This window comes from Massilia yuzhufengensis (assembly GCF_900112225.1).
Taxonomy (GTDB): domain Bacteria; phylum Pseudomonadota; class Gammaproteobacteria; order Burkholderiales; family Burkholderiaceae_D; genus Telluria; species Telluria yuzhufengensis.
On record NZ_FOLD01000007.1, the window covers coordinates 1 to 19,765 of the forward strand.

A 19,765-nucleotide genomic window follows, 5' to 3' on the forward strand; every position below is an offset into this window, starting at 1 on the left:
TACCTGGGCTGGCGCAGGGCGCTCGATGGCGGGCGCGTCACGTCTGCCGAGGGATTGCTGCGCCTGGCAATCAAACCCATCCATAGCAAAGGGTGACAGCGCCTAAGAAATTGGGTCCCGGCCTGCGCCGGGACGACGGCTCTACTTTCGCAGGCCACAACTGCTACCGTGGCCTGCAAACTCTTCCTTCCCAACCGAAAACCGCCATTTCCCCACCCGGGCTAGGATAGTGTTCGTTCATTAACCTGGCCTGCCCTGCAGCCGGACGCCGCGGGCAGTCCTCTTCTACCAACTGGAAAGGATCACGACATGGCAATCAGACTCCGCAGACTCCACGACCAGGTCATGGTCATCACAGGCGCCACCAGTGGCATCGGGCTGACCACTGCCCGCATGGCTGCCGCACGCGGTGCGCGCCTGGTGCTGGCCGCACGCAGCAAGGACGCCCTCGCCGAACTGGCGGACGAATTGCGCGCTCGCGGCGTGCAGGTCGAGACCGTGGCGGCCGACGTCGGAGAGATCGATGACGTCGAGCGCATCGGCGCACAAGCGATCGACCGCTTCGGCCGCATCGACACCTGGGTCAACAACGCCGGCATCTCGATCTTCGGCCGCCTGGAAGAAATCGCGCCGGAAGACCATCAGCGCCTGTTCCAGACCAATTTCTGGGGCACCGTGAACGGTTCGCTGGAAGCGGTGCGGCGCATGAAGCACCGGGGTGGCGGCGCCATCATCAACGTGGGCAGCGAAGTGTCCGAGCGCTCGATCCCGATGCAGGGCATGTACGCCTCGTCCAAGCATGCGGTAAAGGGGTTTACGGATGCGCTGCGGATGGAACTTGAGAAAGAAGGGGCGCCGCTGCAGGTGACCCTGGTCAAGCCGGCGGCGATCGATACGATGTTCGCGGTGCACGCGAAAAACTACATGGAGCGGGAACCGGCCCTGCCGCCGCCGGTCTATGCGCCGGAAGTCGTGGCCGACGCCATCTTGTATTGTGCGGAGAACCCGAAGCGCGAAGCCTATGCGGGCGGCGCCTCGAAGATGATCGCGGCCGGCTCGAAGCTGATGCCGCGCATGTTTGACCGCTACATGAACGCCACCATGTTCAAGCAGCAGAAGTCGGATGTGCCCACTGCGCCGAACCGCCGCGACGCCCTGTACAAACCGGACCCGTCGAGCGAACTGCGCCAGCGCCAGGGCATGCCGCAGAACGTGCATGAGACCAGCATCTACACGAAGACGAGCCTGCGCGCGTCCCCGTTGATGACCGCCCTGGTGGGCGGCGGCGCCTTATTTGCGGCCTTCACCCTGTCCCGGCGGCTGACTCGATAGGAAGTCCGTGTCCTCCTCGGTCAGTGGCAGATCGGGGATGGACACGATCTGGTCGGTGTCGATATCGGCGCCGTCCCGCGAGACAGTGTCGCGCCCGGCGGCGGCGCGTTCGCCAGTGCCGCCCATGTCGCTGTCGCCCGAGAAATTGGCGTCGCCGACGTCTGGCCCGGCGGTGCCGCCGGCGTGGCTGGCTTCGAGGTCGGAAGTGGTGCCGCGGTCGAAGTCGAGGGTTTGTTCCGGATCAATCGCATCGGAAAAACCAGGACCGCCGACGACGTCGCTGCCGGTATCGGAAATGTCGCTGGGACCGAGTGCATCGATGCCATGGCCCTTGCCGAGACTGCGGTCCGGGCCCTCTGGGAAGTTATCGGGATCAAGTGTGCTTGCGCCTGTCATGTTGCTCTCCTAAACGTGTTTGCCATAGGAACAGGCTACCGTTTTTTGCAACATCGCGTCGCCCCGCACGGACGGGGCCCGCGTCTCAGAACGCGCGCCGCATCCCGATGTTGATCGCGCTACCGCCGCCGGTCTTCACGCTGGCGTTCTGGATGCCGCTCAGGTGCCGGATATTCGAATACGCGGCGTAGAAATCCATGCTGCGCGAGACCGAATAGGTGGCGCCGATGGCCATCTGGCGCGCGTCTCGGTTGGCCGGGTCGCGGTCGTTCTTGCGGATGTAGGAAGCCAGCAGCGTGGTGCAGCGGCTCAGCGGCACCGCTACCCCGGCCAGCACGTCGCGGCTGTCGGTCGAGGCGATGGTGGTGATGCCGGCGCCGTAGGGGTTGTCCGGATTGAACAGCGGCGAGCTGCCCCAGCCGCGGCTGGCGCTGTAGGCAGCGTAGGCCGTGCCCCAGCCGAAGCGCATGTTGGCGGCGATGATGGAATTCTTGGCCGCCATGCTGATCCCGACCTGGTCGTAGCGGGTGATCTTGGCGACGTTGCGGTTCTGGTGGGCGGCGCGGATATTGATCGGGCCGGCATTGAAGCCGACCGTCATGCCCCAGGCGCGTCCGGACGGCGAGCCATCGACGTCGCCCTTGCCCCAGGACGAACCGGCGCTGAAGCCGTTGTACTGGCTCTGGTAGGTGACGCTGTCGTCCGTGCGGCGGGCGCCGGCGGCGCCGCTGCCACTGCCGGCCAGGCCGCCGTGGAACGGGTCGCCGACATCGGTAAGCGCCAGGAATTCCAGGCTGTACTGGCGGCCCACGGTGAGCGCCTCGTGCTCGTGGGCGCGGCGCAGGTCGGCTTCGTGGCTGGTTTCCAGCGTGAAAATCGCCGGACCGTCGCCGACGCGGCTGCCTGCCGCGCCCGCGTGCGCAGCCTTGCCGCCGGCTTCACCTGACGGCGTTGCGCACCCACTGGTGCAACGCGTTTCCTTGGCCACCCCGGCATTGGCGCTCCTGCTCGGAGCCCCGGTATTCTGTGCCGAGGCGCAAGCCGCACTCGCTCCGAGCACAGCACATGCGACGATGGACATCTTCATGGCGTCATTCCCTCTCTGATGCCAAGTGTTCGCTTTTCCGGCGAGCTGATCTGTCTATTACTTCACATAAAACAGCAGCTGCTGCCAAAAATGAGGGCATTGCGGCCGGTGAAGCCTGGCCCTCTGGCCGAACTTTACCGCATACCTAAGGTTCTACACCGTAGAATGAGCGGGCACAAGAGGCTTTCACAATAACCAGGAGACCTGATGAATCCGGCTGCACGCTCGCTATCCACCCTTGCCCTGGCGTTCTGCGCCGCTTTCGCTCCCCTGCCCGCGCTTGCCCAGCAGGGCGCCGCTGCACCGATGGCGCATGTTGCGTGGTCGAAAAATGCGAATATCTATGAAGTGAATATTCGCCAGTACACGAAGGAAGGGACCTTCAATGCCTTCGCGGCCCACCTCCCGCGGCTGCGCAAGATGGGCGTGGACATCCTGTGGCTGATGCCGGTGCAGCCGATCGGCGTCAAGAACCGCAAGGGCACGCTCGGCAGTTACTACGCGGTGCGCGACTACACTGCCGTGAACCCGGAATTCGGCAGCATGGACGACTTCAAGCGCCTGGTGAAGCAGGCGCAGGGCCTGGGCATGCGCGTCATCCTCGACTGGGTCGCCAACCACACCGCGTTTGACAACCCGTGGACCGTCCAGCACAAGGACTGGTACCTGAAGGACGCCAAGGGCGAGATCTTCCCGGTCACCTATACCGAAGGCGCCGAGCCGGAATACTGGACCGACGTGACAGGCCTGGACTGGAAGCAGCCGGCCCTGTGGAAAGGCATGACCGAGGCCATGGCCTTCTGGGTGCGAGAAACCGGCATCGACGGCTTCCGCTGCGACGTGGCGGCCAAGGTGCCCACCGCGTTCTGGGAAGGGGCGCGGGTCGAGCTGGAGAAGATCAAGCCGGTATTCATGCTGGCCGAAGCCTGGCAGCCCGAGCTCCACACGCGCGCCTTCGACATGACCTATGGCTGGGACACGGTGACAGTCTTCAAGGACATCGCCAAGGGCAAGGCCGACGCCCGCACCCTGCGCACGCTGTTCGAGAAGCCGCCGGTGGCCTATCCCGACCACGCCTACCGCATGCGCTTCACCAGCAACCACGACGAGAACTCCTGGCACGGCAGCGACAAGGAACACTACGGCCAGGCCTTCAAGGCCATGGCGGTACTGGCGGCGACGCTGCCAGGCATGCCCCTGATTTACGGCGGACAGGAGGCGGGGCTGGACAAGCGGATCGAATTCTTTGAAAAGGACCCGATCGCGTGGAAGGGATATCCGAACGCGGACTTCTATACCTGGCTGCTCAAGCTCAAGCACGACAACCCGGCGCTGTGGAATGGGCAGTATGGCGGGCCGCTGAAGGTGCTGGAAACGGGCAACGACAAGGTGTTCGCGTTCCGGCGCGAGAAGGAGGGCAATGCGGTGACGGTGCGGGTGAATTTGACGGGGGTGGAGCAGCGCTTTGCGCTGGCCGGCGGGAAGCAGGAGTCGCTCGGGGCGTGGGCGTATGGGGTGACGGCGCCGGCGAAATGAGGACCTCTGTTCTGTTGCCAACCGCAAGACCGTCGTACGCGCCACTGGCGCCTACGACGGGGTGAGATTAGCGACTGTGGTTACCGCCGCAATCCCGCAAACCCCATCGGCTCCCACTCCCTCAACGCCAGCAACAACCCCGTCCCGCGCCGTTGAGGCAGCGGCGCGGCCAGGCTTTCCTCGTGAAGCTGCGCAAAGCGCGCGCGCAGCTGCCGCAATTCTCCCTGCAGCTTCGCACGCGCACTCTCGGTCAGCATCCCGTGCACGAAGTCCAGCGCGTCGCCCGGCTGCCCGAACGCGCTGTCGATAAATTCCGGCATCCCCTGCTCCCGGAAATAGGAACGGATCGGCCCACCCGGCAGCCAGTCGAAATCGCGCGCAACGTTCAGGCGGATCCGGTTCCCGGGCAGAAGCGTGATCAACTCAAGCCTGTCCAAGCGCAGCAACTGCTGCACGCATTCGGCCTCGGTGAGCCGGTAGGCCTGCAGCATCTCGGCCATGGTCCAGTGGTTCAGCGCGCACACCGCCACCAGCAGCAGGCGCAGGTCGGACACCAGTTCGCGTTCCTGCGCCGGGCTCAAGGTGCGCAGGCGCTGGTGGCCCTGGCCGGCTTCCTGGGCCAGTTCGGCCAGCGTGAGGCCCAGCAGGCCGCAGATCTCGACCAGGCGGTCGAGCGTGAACTGCTCGGTGGCGAACAGGCGCTTGACGCTCGGTTCGGACAGGTCGAGCGCCTCGGCGACGTCGCGGTAGGTCTTGCCTTGCTGTTTGAGCTCGCGCTTGAGCGTGGCGATGAGTTGGGAGATCTCGGACATGCGGCGATGGTAGCAGCCGCCCTGCCCCGTGGGCAAGCTAGAGCGCGGCGGCCAGCGCCACGCCGTTCTTGCCGGTGCGCTTGACCGCGTACATCGCGTGGTCGGCGCGCGCCAGCCAGGCGTCGACATCGGGCAGGTCTTCCGGGCGGTGCAGTGCGATGCCGATGCTGGCTCCGCCCCGCACGCTGGCGCGGTGCAGCAGGAAGGGTTCATTGAGCACCCCGAGCAGCTTGCGCGCGGTCTCTTCGGCGTGGGCGGCGTCGGTCAGCATCTCCAGTACCACCACGAACTCGTCGCCGGCCAGGCGCGCCACCATGTCGGTCTTGCGCACGCCCTGCAGCAGGCGGGCGCCGAACTGGCGCAGCAGCTCGTCGCCCTCTTCGTGGCCATGGCTGTCGTTGACGGCCTTGAAGCCGTCCATGTCGAGGAACAGCAGCGCGCACGGACGGCCGACGCGGCGCGCGCGGTTCATCGCCTCGGGCAGCGCTTCGAGCAGCGCGCGCCGGTTCGGCAGACCGGTGAGCACGTCGCGCAGCAGCAGCGCCTGCAGCTCCGCGGTGCGTTCGGCCACGGCCGCTTCCAGGCCTTCGTTCAGCGCCAGCAATGCGTGGCGGTGCGCGGTCTCGCTGCGCACCAGGTCGCGCATGGTGGCCGACAGGATCTGCGTTTCCAGGAAGCCGTCCACCTGCGGGATCGGCGGCGGTTCCTGGCCGGCGTTGGTGGCGGCCGTCACGCGTTCGATCGCTTCGCGCAGTTCGGCTATCGGGCGCGTGAGCCGGCGCGCCGCCAGCGCCGCGGCGCCGGCCAGCAGCAGCGCGAGCAGCGCGCTCCAGGCCAGCATGCGGTGCTTCAGGTCGACCGTGCCCTCCATCGCGCGGTCTTCGGTCTGGCGCACCAGCACCGTCCAGCGCAGCGAGCTGGCGTCGAGCATGTCGCCGGTCTGGCTGTAGCCGGTGAGGTAGGCGCGCCCGTCGGGCCAGACTTCGCGCAGCGAGCCGGTCATGCCCTTTTGCGCCAGGCGCAGGCTGGTGGTGTCGACCCTGCTCTCGACCAGGGACTGGGGGCCGAGCATCACGGTGCCGTCGTCGCGGATCACGATGATCTCGGCGCCGTATTCGCGCAGCGCCGGCGTGAGCAGCTTGCGCGCATGGACACGCGCCCATTCCCAGCTCAGGTGCAGGCCCAGCACGCCGGTCGGGTTGCCGGCCAGGTCGACGATCGGGCCGGACGCATCGACGAAGCGCCACGGGTCGGGCCTGCGCGGCAGGATTTTCTCGAGCAGGACGGCGGGGTGGTAGTCCGAGGCGTGCACGCCGCGCATGCCCGCGGTGAACCACGGGCGCTTGGCGACGTTGGCGCCTTCCAGCATGCTGCCGGTCGACGCAGTGACCTTGCCATCGAGGTCGGCGATGCCGATCCAGGCGTAGTCGGGGAAGGTGCGCTGCAGGCTTTCGAGCACGGTGCGCGCTTCCCTGGTGTCGCGCGCATGGCGGATCTGCGGCAGTTCGGCCAGCAGGCGGGTGTCGCCCAGCGCCTTTTCGATGACGCGGTTGAGCGAATCGCGCATCTGCCACGACAGCTGCTGCAGGCGCAGCTGCGCTTCCTCGCGCGCCTGGCGCACCGCGAAATGGTTCACCAGCGCCATCTGCAGGGCGACAGTCAGCGCAACCGTCGCACAGACGGCCAGGGTCACCAGGGTAGAGAGCCGCAGTTTGCCGGGGAAGCTGTTCATGAACTGCTCATCACTTTATAAAATAGTCGCACATTGTAACGACCTTCCTGCCCATAGCTAAATACAAATAGGCATCATTCGTTGCGTATCAGGCAAATTTCATGGTGTTTGCAACGCGACGATGGCGGGGTCGCGGCGGTATACCATTGAGGCGCATATCCACCCGACCGGAGTCATCGATGAAACCAGCCGCCTGCCTGTTCGCCACCCTGCTCGCCGGATGTGCGGCCGCGCCGCCCCCGGTCACCGTCCTTCCTGACGACGAAGTAAGCCGCTTGATGGCGCGTGAAAACGTGCAGGGCCTGGGCCTGGCGGTGATCGCGCGCGGGCAGGTGGTCAGCGTGAAGGCCTACGGCCAGCGCAACGTCGAACGCGGCCTGCCCCTGACGCCACACACGGTGATGTACGGCGCCTCGCTGACCAAGGCGGCTTTCGCGTACATGCTGCTGCAGCTGGTGGATGAAGGAAAGCTCGACCTCGACGCCTCCGTCGCCACCCTGCTGCCCCAGCCGCTGCCCGCCTACACCAAGCCGGACGACTACGCCGACCTGGCGGGCGACGAACGCTGGCGCAAGCTGACGCCGCGCATCCTGCTCACCCATTCGACGGGCTTTGCCAACTTCCGCTGGCTGGAACCGGACCGCAAGCTGCGCTTCCACTACGACCCGGGCGCGCGCTACGGCTATTCGGGCGAAGGCTTCTACATCCTGCAGCTGATCGTCGAACGTGGGCTGGGCCTGGATACGGGCAAGGAAATGCAGCGCCGCGTGTTCGACCGCTTCGGCATGCGCAACACCAGCATGCAATGGCGGCCCGACTTCGCCGCCAACCTCGCCGATGGCTACACACAAGAGGGCAAATTCGTGCCGCACGACGAGCGTAGCCGGACCAGCGCGGCCGGGTCGATGGACACCACCATCGACGACCAGGCGCGCCTGTGGGCAGGCGTGATGCGTGGAGAAGAACTGAGCGCGGCGTCGCGCGCGATGATGGTCAAGGCCCAGCTGCCGATTACCTCGAACAACCAGTTCCCGACGCTGTTGCCCGGCCAGGTGGCCTGGCCGCAGTCGCTGGCCGCTGGCCTGGGCGTGGTCACTTTCCGCGACCGCAGCGGGCCGGCGTGGTTCAAGGGGGGCCACAACGACAGTACCGGCAACATGGTGCTGTGCCTGGAGCGCGGCCAGCGCTGCGTGGTCATGCTGGCCAACGACGTGCGCGCCGAACGGATCTATCCCGAACTGGCGCGGCGCGTGCTGGGGGACACGGACATGCCGTGGCAGTGGGAGTACGGGTGGTACCAGCCCTAGGGCTCAGTTACCGAAATAGCGTCCGGGACGGTGCCAGGCCATGACCATGCTGCTCATGGCGATCGCGCTCAGCGACGACCAGCCCACCAGCACCGGCTCGACGATCGCCAGCGCCGCCAGCAGGATCACCGCGTCGATCAGCACCTGGGTGCGGCCGGCGTTGATGCCGTACTTCTTCTGCAGCCACAAGGTGACGATACCGGTGCCGCCCACGCCGGCGCCATGCCGCGCCAGCGCCAGGATGCCCATGCCGCAGAAGGTGCCGCCGCCGAGGGCCGCCACCATCGGGTCCACGTGGCCGATGACGAGGCCATTCGGGATCAGCTTCAGCAAGGTCATGATCAGGACGCTGCCGACCAGGGACTTCGCCGTGAAGCGCCAGCCCATGAACAGGTAGCCGAACAGGAAGAACGGCAGGTTGATCAGCATGAACAGCAGGCCGACCGAGTGCCCGGTGGTGTAGGAGGCCAGCAGCGAGATGCCGGCCACGCCGCCCGTGATCAGGCCGGCCGCCTGCAGTAGCAGGACACCCATGACGACAAACAGGACGCCGACGGCGATGCCGTAGGTATCGTCCAGGAAGGAATGCGGCTTGACGGACACCTGGCGGTTCCCCTGTACGGTTTGCGGCTGCAAGGCGCCATGCATCATCGCCCTGCCTCCGTGGCACGGACGGATGAAGACGCGGCGCACATGGTGCGCCGGGAAGACAGTGGGCCGAGCAGGCGTGGATGCGTCATTTTCCTCGTGGTTCTCAGGGTCACAACTGACGGGAACGTGGGTGGTATAGCAGGGAACAGGCACGCATTATTACGCATGTTGCAGCGCAATGTAAGTGCGTGTGTGTGCATGTCGGTTATACGAAATTTGTATAACTCAGGTGTCGGCTGTGCTTGATGGACTGGTGCTGGCACACCAACGGAACACCACCTCCTTCCGCCCGTCGTAGGCGCCACTGGCGCCTACGACTTCCGGCAAAGGCCGGAACCCAATCTTGCGTGCGTTATCGCCAACGATTGATTAATTGGTTGCGCAACGGACTTGGGTTCCGGCCTGCGCCGGAACGACGTGTATCTGGCTTACTTGTACAACACCTCCGGCAGCCACAGTCCAATCGCCGGGAACATATACAGCAGGATAATCCCCAGGATCTGGATCCCCATGAACGGCAGCATGCCCAGGAAGATCTGGTTCAAGGTCACGTGGGGCGGCGACACGCCTTTCAGGTAAAACGCCGACATCGCCACCGGCGGCGACAGGAAGGCCGTCTGCAAATTCATGGCCACCAGCAGCCCGAAGAACAGCGGGTCGATATTGAAATGCGCCAGCAGCGGCACGAAGATCGGCATGAAGATCACGATGATCTCGGTCCACTCCAGCGGCCAGCCGAGCAGGAAGATCACCACCTGCGCCAGGATCATGAACTGCACGGGCGTGAGGTCCATGCCCAGCACCCACGCGTTGATGATCTCCTGCCCGCCCAGCAGCGCGAATGCGGCCGAGAAGATGCTCGACCCGACGAACAGCCAGCACACCATGGCCGTGGTCTTGGCCGTGAGGTGGGCCGATTCGCGCAGCAGGTTGAAGTTGAACCTGCGGTACGCAATCGCCAGGATCAGCCCGCCGAACGCCCCCATCGCCGCCGCCTCGGTCGGCGTCGCCAGCCCGAACACGATACTGCCCAGCACTGCCAGGATCATGATCGCCAGCGGGAACAGCGAACCGAGCAGCATCTTGAAGATCTCGAGCCGCGCGAAGCTGAAGTACAGGTAGAACACGCCCAGCGCCACGACGCCGATCGCCAGCACGATCCAGTAGGAGCGCGACGCCGGCTTGGCCACCGGATCGCTCGGCGCGACCGGCACGGCAAGTGTGGACGGTTCGGTGGCCACTGCAACCGGCGCCGGAGCCGCGGCGGGCGCCGCCTCGCCTTCCACCGGTGGCTCGGCCAGGTCGCCCTCCGCGGGCGGCTCCTGCAGCCCGCCGGCGTCGCCGGCGGCGGAATCGACATCCTGCTGCGCGCTCATCTCGACCAGTTCGGTGGGCGCGGCTTCCGGCGCGGTGGCCATCCGGTAGGCCAGGCCCATGACGGCCACGAAGGCCAGCGCCGGCAGCAGCGCCACGAACAGGTGCGATACCAGCGTGCGGCTCGGGACATTGGCCGCGCGCGGCCCCTTGATGGCGCGCACCAGGCCCGGCACCGCGGTCTTGTTGTAGGCGCCGGGAATCGCCTGGGCAAAGGCTGGCAGCGCCACCACCCGCTCCTCGGCCGCCAGCGGCGGCGCCATCGAGGGCTTGAGCTTGGCGATGAGAATAACGTAAGCCAAATAGAGCAGAGCGAGCATGATCCCCGGGAACAAGGCGCCCGCATACAGCTTGACCACCGACACCCCGGCCGTCGCCCCATACACGATCAGCAGCACCGACGGCGGGATCAGGATGCCCAGGCAGCCGCCGGCCGTGATGGCGCCGGCCGACAGCTGGGTGCTGTAGCCGGCCTTGAGCATGGCCGGCAACGCCAGCAGGCCCATCAGCGTGACCACCGCGCCGACGATGCCGGTGGCGGTGGCGAAGATGGCGCAGGTGACGATGGTGGCCACCGCCAGCGAGCCGGGCACACGCGCCATGGCAATGTGCAGGCTCTTGAACAGCCGCTCGATCAGGTTGGCGCGTTCGACCAGGTAGCCCATGAAGATGAACAGCGGGATCGAGATCAGCACGTCGTTGGCCATGACCGAATAGGCGCGCTGCACCATCAGGTCGAGCGTGAGCTGGGTGGCTTGTGAAGGGTCACTGCTGTGGAAGGCGAACCACGCGAACATCATGCCCATGCCCATGAGCGTAAAGGCGGTCGGGAAGCCGAGCATGATGGCCACCACCACCAGCGCCAGCATCAACAGGCCCAGGTGCCCGTTGCTCATGTCGGCGGGCGCCGGCATCAGCGCGAACAGGGCGACGACGATCGCGATGAGGATGGACAGGCCGAACCAGATTTCTTTTCTCATTTCGCACGCACCTCGTCCGACTGCACCATGGCCTTGAGTTTGTCGACATCGACTTCCTCCACGTCCGGTTCGCGCGCGGGCCATGCGCCATTGCGCAGGCAGACCACGCAGCGCACGATCTCCACGCAACCCTGCAGCAGCAGCAGGATGCCGGCGAAGGGAATCACCATCTTGAATGGGTACAGCGGCGGGCCGTTGGCGGTGAGGGTGGAATGCTCGCGGATGGCGAGCGATTCGGCGGCGTAGGTATAGCCGGCCCACACCAGGGCCACCACGCCGGGGATGAAGAACACGATATAGAGCAGCAGGTCCAGGCCGGCCTGCAGGCGCGGCGGGAAGAAGCTGTACAGCACGTCGCCGCGCACGTGGCCGTTCTTGGCCAGCGTGTAGGCGCCGGCCATCATGAAGGCGGCGCCGTACATCATGATCATCAGGTCGAAAGCCCAGGGATTGGGGGTGTTCAGGGCGTAGCGCGCGAAGACTTCCCAGGTGATGAGGAAAGTAAGCGCGACGATCAGCCACGAAAAAGCCTGGCCGACCAGGCTGCTGATCCGGTCGACGAAAAACAAAATACTCTGCATTGAGCTGCTCCTGCTGGCGGAACACTGCTATCTCTTTGTGCGGATAGCGCATGACTTGCATTGGAGTCTGCTTGACTGAATCGCGCGTGCGGATGGTCAGGCCACACGACGAGTCCCGCTCCGCCTGCCCGTCGTACGCGCCACTGGCGCCTACGACTTCCCGCGAAGGCGGGAACCCAATTTTGTGTGCGTCGCGCCAACCGAAGATGGAATCGGCTGTTCAACGAACTTGGGTCCCGGCCCGCGCGGGGACGACGTGCCATGGCAGCAGGACTGGCGTGTGAAGCGACCGTCCGCGGGCTATCCGGTCCAGCCAGACAGAACGCTGCTTACGCCTTCTTGGGCGCTGGCGCCTTGCGGCCGAAGTAGTGGTTGTAGGCCATGCGGCGCGGGTTGTTGGTGTCCATGTCCCACTTCATCGCGCGTTCGGCGAAGGCGCGCATCGACGCTTCCACTTTCTTGAACAGCGGGTTGTCGGCGCCTTTCTTGGCCACCACCTCGTCCCACACCGCCAGCTGCGCCTGCAGCACCGCGTCCGGCGTCTTGTAGAACTTCACGCCATCCTTGGCCTGCATGTCGCGGTAGTCCTTGGAATAGCGGTCGACCGCCTTCCAGGACATGTCGGACGATGCCGCCTCCACCGCGTTCTCGATGATCGATTTCATCTTGGCCGGCAGCGCGTTGTATTTGGTCTTGTTGAAGGTGATCTCGAACTGCTCCGAGCTCTGGTGGAAGCTTTGCAGCATGCAGATTTTTGAAACGTCCGGGAAGCCGAGCAGGCGGTCGGAGCTGGCGTTGTTGAATTCGGCGCCGTCCAGCAGGCCGCGGTCCATCGCCGGCACGATCTCGCCGCCCGGCAGCGCATTGACCGCCGCGCCCATGGCCGTGAACAGGTCGATCGCCAGGCCGTTGGTGCGGAACTTCATGCCCTTCAGGTCTTCCTTCTTGCTGATGGCTTTCTTGAACCAGCCGAGCGGCTGGGTGGGCATGGGCCCGGTGAGGAAGGAGACGACGTTGGCGCCGATGCCGTTGTAGAGCTCGGCCAGCAGCTCCTTGCCGCCGCCGTACTTGTGCCATGCCAGCACCATGTTGGCGTCCATCCCGTAGGCCGGGCCCGAGGTCCACAGCGCGATCGCGCTCTGCTTGCCGTAGTTGTAGCCCATCACCCCGTGGCCGCCGTCGAGCGTGCCCTTGGAGACCGCGTCGAGCAGGCCGAAGGCGGGAACGACGGCGCCGGCCGGCAGCACCTCGATCTTGAGTTCGCCGCCGGTCATGTCATTGACCTTCTTGGCGAAGTCGAGGGCGTACTCGTGGAAGATGTCCTTGCTCGGCCAGGTGCTCTGGAAGCGCATCTGCTTCGGGGTCTGGGCGGTGGCGATCATGGGGACCGCCAGTGCGGCGGCGCCGGCGGTGCCGGCTGCGGTGCCCAGGAACTTGCGGCGGGTTGGGGCTGCTTGCTTCGAATCGTCGTCACGCTGCGTCATCTGTCTGTCTCCGTCTAGTTATATATACATGGACTGAAATACATGGACTGAATCGATACACGAACAATACGGCTTGCCTGAACTTCTCCTTGGGGTGGATTGGCTGTCACTACGTGCTGGAGGATGTTCTAGTTTCCTTACGGATTTCTTACATCGGGCTTACGGAGAATCCGAGAGTTTTATTTTCCTGTCAACATCACGCCGCCCCGGACGCCCGCCTGCCTACCCACGGTAGGTAATCTGGCGTTTCGGACGCCCATGCATATGATACTTGTTGCATTCATCGCAATGTTCAATAAACTATTGCTAATCGACATTGGACCCGCTCGCCACAAGGAGTCAGCATGAAGCACGCACTACGATCCGGGGCAGCCCTGCTGCTCGCCTGCGTTGTACTGGCATCGGCGCCGCCCGGCGCGGCCGCCCAGGAAAACGGGGCCATCATCCAGGTTACCGGCGTGAGCAGTCCCCGGCTTGCCGTCTACGAACGGGCGACCAACGACAGCAAGCTCAGGGAATTCGACAAGGCAGCCGTCAAGCTGCCGCTGGATGTGTTCGAGACGGCAAACGAAGACCGCTTTCTGAAAGTCCAGATCGCCGGCGACCACTTCTGGGTGAAAGCCGCGCAGGTGATCGTCTTGCGTGCGATCAGCGCCGGCTGCCTGGCCCAGAGCGCGGCGCCAGTGCCTGCGGGCGTCATCCGCGGAGGAAACCGGGGCTGCACGAAATGAGCAAGCGCAGCACGCGCGCGGCGGCGCTGGCAGTCGCCCTGGTCCTGGCCGGCCATGCAAGCGCGCAGGAGACAGGCGGGGGCAACTTCTTCAGCAAGCTGTTTTCCGGCAAGGACAAACCGGTCATCGACAAGCTGCGTGGCGTGCCCTACAAGCCATCGACCCAGGCCATCGGCGCCGAGCGAGACCTGCTCAACCAGCGTGCAAGCGGCTACGGCCTGGTCGCCGCGGAGGGCCTGGAACGCTATGCAAACGGCGTGCTTGACAAGCTGAAAGCAGCCTCGGGCATCCCTGACCTGCCCGGCAAGGTCTACTTGTCCGCCACCGACGACCTTGCCGCAGTGACGACCGCGGACGGCAATATCTTCATCGGCTATCGCTGGTTCGAGAACCTGAATGCGGCCAGCTACAAGCTCGGCCAGGAAGATACCCTCGCGGCCCTGCTCGCCCACGAACTGGGGCATATCGCACTGGGCCACCATGGCAGCGATTTCTTTGCGAATGCCGGAAAATGGCTGCAGCGCTACTACGCGCAAGGCATGGCGATCAAGACGGCGCTCGACCAGAAGCTCAATGGGACGGTGGTCTTGCCCGAACGCGCCATGAACAACCTGAAAAAAATGCAGTACATGGTCGAGATCATGGATGGCATGCTGCACCCTGCGTGGAAGCGCGGCCAGGAAGAAGATGCCGACGCGTTCGCCGTCGACGTGACCAGGGCGGCCGGCTACTCGTACCAGGAAGGCGTCAAGCGCTTCCTCGAGCTCAACGCCAGCGTGGAACGGATCCAGAAGGAACGCGACGATGCCCGGCTGGCGGCGATGCGCGCCGATGTCGAGACCTCGCTCAAGGACGGCAAGCTGGATGCGGCCATCACCGGCGTGACCGGACAGCTGGCCGAGCAACTGCAGGGCCTGCTCACGGCGACCCACCCGGATCCGGCGGCGCGCATGGACAAGCTGTCGGGCTATGTGGCGAAGTATTATCCGGTCGATTGGTACGAGGATGCCCAGGCGCCCGTCTCCACCGATTATCGCAAGGTGGCGCTGGACAAGCGTCACGTCGAACTGTTCGAGATGTACAACAATGCCTTCGAGCTGGAGAACCTGTTCTCCACCATGAAACCAGAGGACATGAAAGCGGCCATCGCGCTCGGCGAACGGATCACCCGCAGAATCGGCCTGGCCCACGTCAACCGCAATAACTGGCTACTGTTCTACGGCTATGCGCGGGCGGTGCGCTATACCAGTGAACTCGCGCCGGAGATGGCGGTCGGCCTTGCGCCTCCGCCTGCCCCGGCGTCCAAGCGCGGCAAGAAGGCCAAACCCTCGACGCCGGTGGATCCAGCCACGCAACTGGCCCTGCGTGCAGACGAGCTCGAGCAGGCCCTGATCGCAAGCGAGGCGGCGATGAGCTTCAAGCCCTATGAAGACAGCATCAACCTGGCCCTCAAGAGCGGCAAGCGCGACCGCGCCATCGCGCTGCTGGCAACCACGGACAAGAAGTTCGAACTGGCGCGCAGCACCCTGCCCAAGACGATCAGCCTGTACCACCGCGCCAACAAGCCCGAGCGCGTCACCGAACTGGTGACCTACTGCCACACCACCTACATCGACATGCGCGACGAATGCACCAAGGCGAGCGCCGTCAATTGAGCGCCCTCCCACTCCCAGGCGCCTCCGCTCGCCGCGCGAAGTTCTGGCGCCTGTTCGTCATTTACCTGGCGCTGGGCCTGGCATGTGCCTGGCTGTCGCAATGGCTACCGGTTGCCGAAGCCGGCAAGCGCGTGGCGACCCGGATATGGGGACCGGTCCTGACCGACAGCTACCCCACGACCGGCCGCGACCAGGTCACGGTCATGCTCATCGATGACAAGGACCTGCGCGAATATGGCGAGGTGTGGCCGGTATCGCTCGGCTTCCACGAGCGCCGCCTGCTCGAGCTCCTGAAGTACCGGCCGAAGGCGGTCTTCTTCGACATCGTCTTCCTCGACGACCGCAAGGATCCCGACCTGGCAGGATTCATCGACGCCGCCTGCAAGGCGCGCCAGGCAGGCGTGCCCGTGTTTGTCGGCTCCTTCGGCAACGCGGGCTTTGCGCCTTCCCGCACCGAGGCCGCCATGCTGACGCGCCGCGTGACGCTGGACGGCCGCATGGCGCCCTGCATCGAGGCGGCTTACCTGAACCTGCGGATCGACGGCTACGATCAATCGGTGTGGGAATACGATGTGGACATTCCGGCGCAGTCCGTGGGCGGTCTTGCGCCCGTGGCGGCCCAGCGTTTCCCTTCGCCCGCAGCGCGGCTCTACCAGGTCGAGCACCGCCTCGATCCACACGTTGCGGCCGAACCGATGGCCCTGGTGTGGGGCACGGCGAGCGATCCGCGCAACCTCGAATGGCTCAATAGCGACCTGCGGCCCGGCGGTCCCGGTCCCGCCTGTTCCGCATCATGGGAATGGACGCGTGTGCTGCCGGTCGGGAAGGCGGACGCACCGATCTGTCCTTACCAGCAATTGCTGCCGATGCGGACACTCAAGCGCACGCATGGCCTGGACAGCCAGCAGCTCGATGAGGCGATCCGCAACAAGTACATCATTTACGGCACGCACCTGCAAAGTAACGGGGACGTGATCCTGGCGCCCTATCACGGCAGGATTGCGGGTGCGTTCCTGCACGCGATGGCACTGGATAACTTGCTGTCATTCGAAGGCGCGCCGAAGGCAGGCGGAGACTTCGGACAACCCTGGTTCGGTGCCGCCAGCGGCTTCACGCTGTTCGCAGTCGCCGTCATTTCTGCACTGATTGCGGCAAAAAACGCGTTCGAGATACCCGCGGCCTTGCGCTCGCTGGCGTCCGGCTGGCTGTCGGCATGGCGACCAGGTGCCGTCTTCCCCGGTCAAGCGCTTCCGCGCGCTGTAGGCGGCCAGCTGGCGCTGGGGGCCAAGCACCTGCTGCTGTGGCTGATACCGCAGGCCCTGGTGGGCGTGGCGTATTTCGTGGCGATCGCCATCCTGGTCCCGGTCAGCTACTTCCTGCTGAAACTCGGTCCCCTGGTGTGGATCGAGTTTGTACTATTCCCCATTGGGATGGATTTTCTCCAACTCGGCGACAAGGCCGATGAATGGCGTGCGCAGGCAACGCAGTACCTGCGAGGCCTCGGGCAGGCGATCCAGGCGCCGCGCAGCGAAGCTGCGGACATTCTTGCGAAGTCATCGCATGAGGACGCCAGCGTGTAAACCGGCGGGCAGGCGGGACAAGCGCCGCATGGAAAACGGCATGCAGTGAGAGCCAAGGCCGAGCTCGTGTCCAAATGTCAGACCTGATCCCGAAGTTGTAGGTTAATCAACATTCCTGGCCAGCGGCCTAGATCAGACCGAGGGTCAAGCCTTTCAGGGTGGCAGCAGTGCGGGTCGAGCACGCGAGTTTGCGGAAAATGCTCTCGACGTGGGTGCGCACCGTCGACGGGCTGATTTGCAGCTCGCGCGCGACTTCCTTGTTGCTCTCGCCAAGGCTGATCCGGCGCAGCACCGCAGCTTCGCGCTCGGTCAGGAGCTTCCTGCGCTGCGCTGTCGGCGCCACTGCCTCGACATCGGTGCCGTCGGCAGCGGCCACCACGAGCTTCACGGCCTGGGCGTCGAAGCGGCCCGCTGCTGCATCGTCTGTCAACAGGCGCGCCGCTTCCCGTGCCGTGGAGGCGGCGCGCCATGGGCGCGGCATGCACAGGGCGGCATACGCGGCGGCAGCGCCCAGGATCCGTTGCGGCAGGTTGAGCGTGCCGGCGTCGAGGTCGCGGTGGTAGCCGCTGCCATCCAGGCGTTCGTACACGTGCGATGCCAGTGTGGCTTCGGCCCGCAGCGACGGCACCTGCGCCCCGGCGCGCGCGGTCCAGTAGGGCACCAGGCGGATCCGCTCCCAGTCAGCGCTCCCGAGCTTGCCGGCGCGCTGCCACACGGCGTTCGGCACGGCCGCGCGGCCGATCCCATGGATGAGCGCTGCGCGCCCGAGGCAACGCTGCTGGAGCGCGGACAGGCCGGCGAGCACGGCGGCCCGTTCGGCCAGCGCAGCCACGCGGCGCGAGTAGCCGAGCAGCCAGGGGAGCTTCAGCTCGATCATGTCGGCGACGATCGTCAGCGGCACGTAATAGGCCAGCACCGGAAGGACGGCGGCACAAGGCGAGGCTTCGATGTCCTGCAGCCAGCCCTCGGCCTGCGCGGCCAGCAGGTGGGCCAGCTCGGCCGGATATTTTCTATCGGCGCGCGCGGCGATCATCCGCAAGCCCTCGGCCAGGCCGTGGGCCCGCGACAGGATCTCGAGGTCGCTCCCCAGATTCGTGTAGTAGACCAGGCGCGGGATGTCCGGATCGGACACGCGCTCCGGCATGCCGCCGCCGTCATAGTGCTCCCACACGCGGCGCAAGCCGGTTTCCACCTCTGGCGGCAAGCCCATCGCCTGTGCGATCGCGCCCGACACTTCGCAATGGATGCGCGCCAGCGGCGCGACGCTGGTAAAGCTCAGGCGGTTTTGGGGCGGCAGCGTCTGCGTGAGCATGGCGTCGCGCCCGCCCACGTCATCTCCCAGTAGCGTGGAGAAGCCGCTGGCGTTGGCGGTGCAGCCGGACCAGCGCAGCAGCGTCACCAGCCGCACATGGGCGCAGGCGCCCCCGTCTGCTCCATCAAGGAGCGCCAGGCGCTCGGCCAGGTGGGCCGAGCGGATCGACTGGTCGGTAGGCTGGCCCATGCTCAGGTCGCCCACCATGGCCAGCACCTGGACGGCCTCCTCGACAGTGACGTTGTGTTCTGGCTGCATTTGCGCACTGTAGTCGAGAAGGCCATGCGCGGCAATACCGCCGTCAGGTGCAATGGGTGGCCTTGATCTGGCCAGGAAATACAAGCTGGCTTGGGCGTCAGCCTCAAGACCGTCGTACCGGCGCAGGCCGGTACCCAGTTCCGGCGCTCAGCCACTGGCGTCGTGCGTAGCCAGCGAGCGGCACTCGCTTACCTGGACGCGGCGACGGCGTCCAGGATCACCTTGGCCACCTCGGCCGGACGCGATTGCTGCGGCACATGACTGGCCTGCAGCTCGGTCGTCCTGGCGTTGATCTTCTTCGCCATCGCGCGCAGCAGGCCCGGGTCGATCATGCGGTCGCGCGCGCTGACGATGAACCAGGACGGCTTGCTGGCCCAGGCGGCATTGCTCACCTTCTCGGCGAACGCCTTGGCCTGGATCGGGCCCTGGGTCGCGGTCATCACGGCGGCCTGCGCTGCCGGGACATCCTGGGCGAAGTCTTCGCGCATGGCGGCTTCGGGCAGGCTCAGGAAGCCTTCCGCGTCGGCCGCGAAGCGCTTGGTGCCGGGGGCCGCGGGGTAGCCTTCGCCGGTGTCGGCGGTGGACTTGCCGGCGTCGGGGGCGAAGGCGGCGACGTAGACAAGGCTGGCGACCTTGTCGTGCTGACCGGCGTCGGTGATGACGGTGCCGCCCCACGAGTGGCCGACCAGGACGACCTTGCCCGGCTGGGCGCCGATCGCGCGGCGCGTTGCGGCAACGTCGTCGGCCAGGGAGGTAAGCGGGTTCTGGACGGCGGTGACCTTGATGCCCTTGGCCTGCAGCAGCGGAATCACCTTGGCCCAGTCGGAACCATCGGCAAAGGCGCCGTGCACGATGACGACGGAGGGTTTGGCGCTGTCGTGGACGGGGGCCGCGATGGCGTGGGGTGAATCGCCACGACTATCGTAGACACTCCTGAGCCATAATGTCGGGCACAAG

General features: G+C 65.6%; 16 protein-coding genes. 6 read left to right on the forward strand and 10 right to left on the reverse strand.

Annotated elements, in window-relative coordinates; all coding sequences use genetic code 11:
* The first annotated feature begins 309 nt into the window (after positions 1–309).
* Positions 310–1,332 (forward strand): SDR family oxidoreductase, encoded by a 1,023-nt coding sequence (locus tag BM031_RS07990; protein WP_091873483.1) that lies wholly within the window; start codon positions 310–312, stop codon positions 1,330–1,332.
* On the opposite strand, the gene BM031_RS07995 is transcribed toward BM031_RS07990, so the two are convergent.
* Positions 1,291–1,728 carry a hypothetical protein gene (locus BM031_RS07995; RefSeq protein ID WP_091873486.1) on the reverse strand — a complete coding sequence of 146 codons (438 nt, stop codon included), beginning with the start codon at positions 1,726–1,728 and terminating at the stop codon, positions 1,291–1,293. The genes BM031_RS07990 and BM031_RS07995 overlap by 42 nt on opposite strands.
* Before the next feature lie 85 nt (positions 1,729–1,813).
* Complete coding sequence (locus BM031_RS08000) at positions 1,814–2,815, reverse strand: porin (protein ID WP_091873489.1); 1,002 nt, start codon at positions 2,813–2,815, stop codon at positions 1,814–1,816.
* Positions 2,816–3,022: 207 nt separating this feature from the next.
* Here BM031_RS08000 and BM031_RS08005 point away from each other — a divergent pair, with 207 nt between their 5' ends.
* Positions 3,023–4,351, forward strand: coding sequence for an alpha-amylase family glycosyl hydrolase (locus BM031_RS08005; RefSeq protein WP_091873492.1), 1,329 nt, complete (start codon positions 3,023–3,025; stop codon positions 4,349–4,351).
* Positions 4,352–4,431: 80 nt separating this feature from the next.
* Here BM031_RS08005 and BM031_RS08010 read toward each other — a convergent pair whose 3' ends face one another.
* Complete coding sequence (locus BM031_RS08010; protein WP_091873974.1) at positions 4,432–5,163, reverse strand: helix-turn-helix domain-containing protein; 732 nt, start codon at positions 5,161–5,163, stop codon at positions 4,432–4,434.
* Between the two features lie 37 nt (positions 5,164–5,200).
* Entirely contained in the window at positions 5,201–6,895 is a 1,695-nt protein-coding gene (locus BM031_RS08015; RefSeq protein ID WP_091873495.1) for a sensor domain-containing diguanylate cyclase, read from the reverse strand.
* A 179-nt stretch (positions 6,896–7,074) separates the two neighbouring features.
* On the opposite strand from BM031_RS08015, the gene BM031_RS08020 reads away from it, so the two are divergent.
* Positions 7,075–8,202: a serine hydrolase domain-containing protein gene (locus tag BM031_RS08020; RefSeq protein ID WP_091873497.1), complete on the forward strand. Its 1,128-nt coding sequence runs from the start codon at positions 7,075–7,077 to the stop codon at positions 8,200–8,202.
* A 3-nt stretch (positions 8,203–8,205) separates the two neighbouring features.
* Here the strand turns inward: BM031_RS08020 and BM031_RS08025 are convergent, their stop codons facing one another.
* From BM031_RS08025 to BM031_RS08040, 4 genes are all read right to left on the reverse strand, one after another.
* A complete protein-coding gene (locus BM031_RS08025; protein ID WP_091873500.1) occupies positions 8,206–8,853 on the reverse strand; it encodes a YitT family protein in 648 nt (215 codons plus the stop codon).
* Positions 8,854–9,281: 428 nt separating this feature from the next.
* On the reverse strand, positions 9,282–11,207 hold the full coding sequence (locus tag BM031_RS08030; protein WP_091873503.1) for a TRAP transporter large permease: 1,926 nt from the start codon (positions 11,205–11,207) through the stop codon (positions 9,282–9,284).
* A complete protein-coding gene (locus BM031_RS08035) occupies positions 11,204–11,788 on the reverse strand; it encodes a TRAP transporter small permease subunit (protein WP_091873506.1) in 585 nt (194 codons plus the stop codon). The genes BM031_RS08030 and BM031_RS08035 overlap by 4 nt, the downstream gene beginning before the upstream one ends.
* 329 nt (positions 11,789–12,117) lie before the next feature.
* A complete protein-coding gene (locus BM031_RS08040) occupies positions 12,118–13,272 on the reverse strand; it encodes a TRAP transporter substrate-binding protein (protein WP_091873508.1) in 1,155 nt (384 codons plus the stop codon).
* Positions 13,273–13,616: 344 nt separating this feature from the next.
* On the opposite strand from BM031_RS08040, the gene BM031_RS08045 reads away from it, so the two are divergent.
* The 3 genes from BM031_RS08045 to BM031_RS08055 are packed head-to-tail and all read left to right on the forward strand — an operon-like array spanning position 13,617 to position 17,238.
* Positions 13,617–14,003 (forward strand): hypothetical protein, encoded by a 387-nt coding sequence (locus BM031_RS08045; protein WP_091873511.1) that lies wholly within the window; start codon positions 13,617–13,619, stop codon positions 14,001–14,003.
* Positions 14,000–15,658 (forward strand): M48 family metalloprotease, encoded by a 1,659-nt coding sequence (locus tag BM031_RS08050; protein ID WP_091873513.1) that lies wholly within the window; start codon positions 14,000–14,002, stop codon positions 15,656–15,658. Before BM031_RS08045 ends, BM031_RS08050 begins: the two co-directional genes overlap by 4 nt.
* Positions 15,631–17,238, forward strand: coding sequence for a CHASE2 domain-containing protein (locus tag BM031_RS08055; protein ID WP_091873516.1), 1,608 nt, complete (start codon positions 15,631–15,633; stop codon positions 17,236–17,238). Before BM031_RS08050 ends, BM031_RS08055 begins: the two co-directional genes overlap by 28 nt.
* Before the next feature lie 127 nt (positions 17,239–17,365).
* On the opposite strand, the gene BM031_RS08060 is transcribed toward BM031_RS08055, so the two are convergent.
* Entirely contained in the window at positions 17,366–18,808 is a 1,443-nt protein-coding gene (locus tag BM031_RS08060; RefSeq protein WP_091873518.1) for an HD domain-containing phosphohydrolase, read from the reverse strand.
* 188 nt (positions 18,809–18,996) lie between these two features.
* Positions 18,997–19,764 (reverse strand): alpha/beta fold hydrolase, encoded by a 768-nt coding sequence (locus BM031_RS08065; protein ID WP_370660044.1) that lies wholly within the window; start codon positions 19,762–19,764, stop codon positions 18,997–18,999.
* Between the last annotated feature and the right edge of the window lies 1 nt (position 19,765).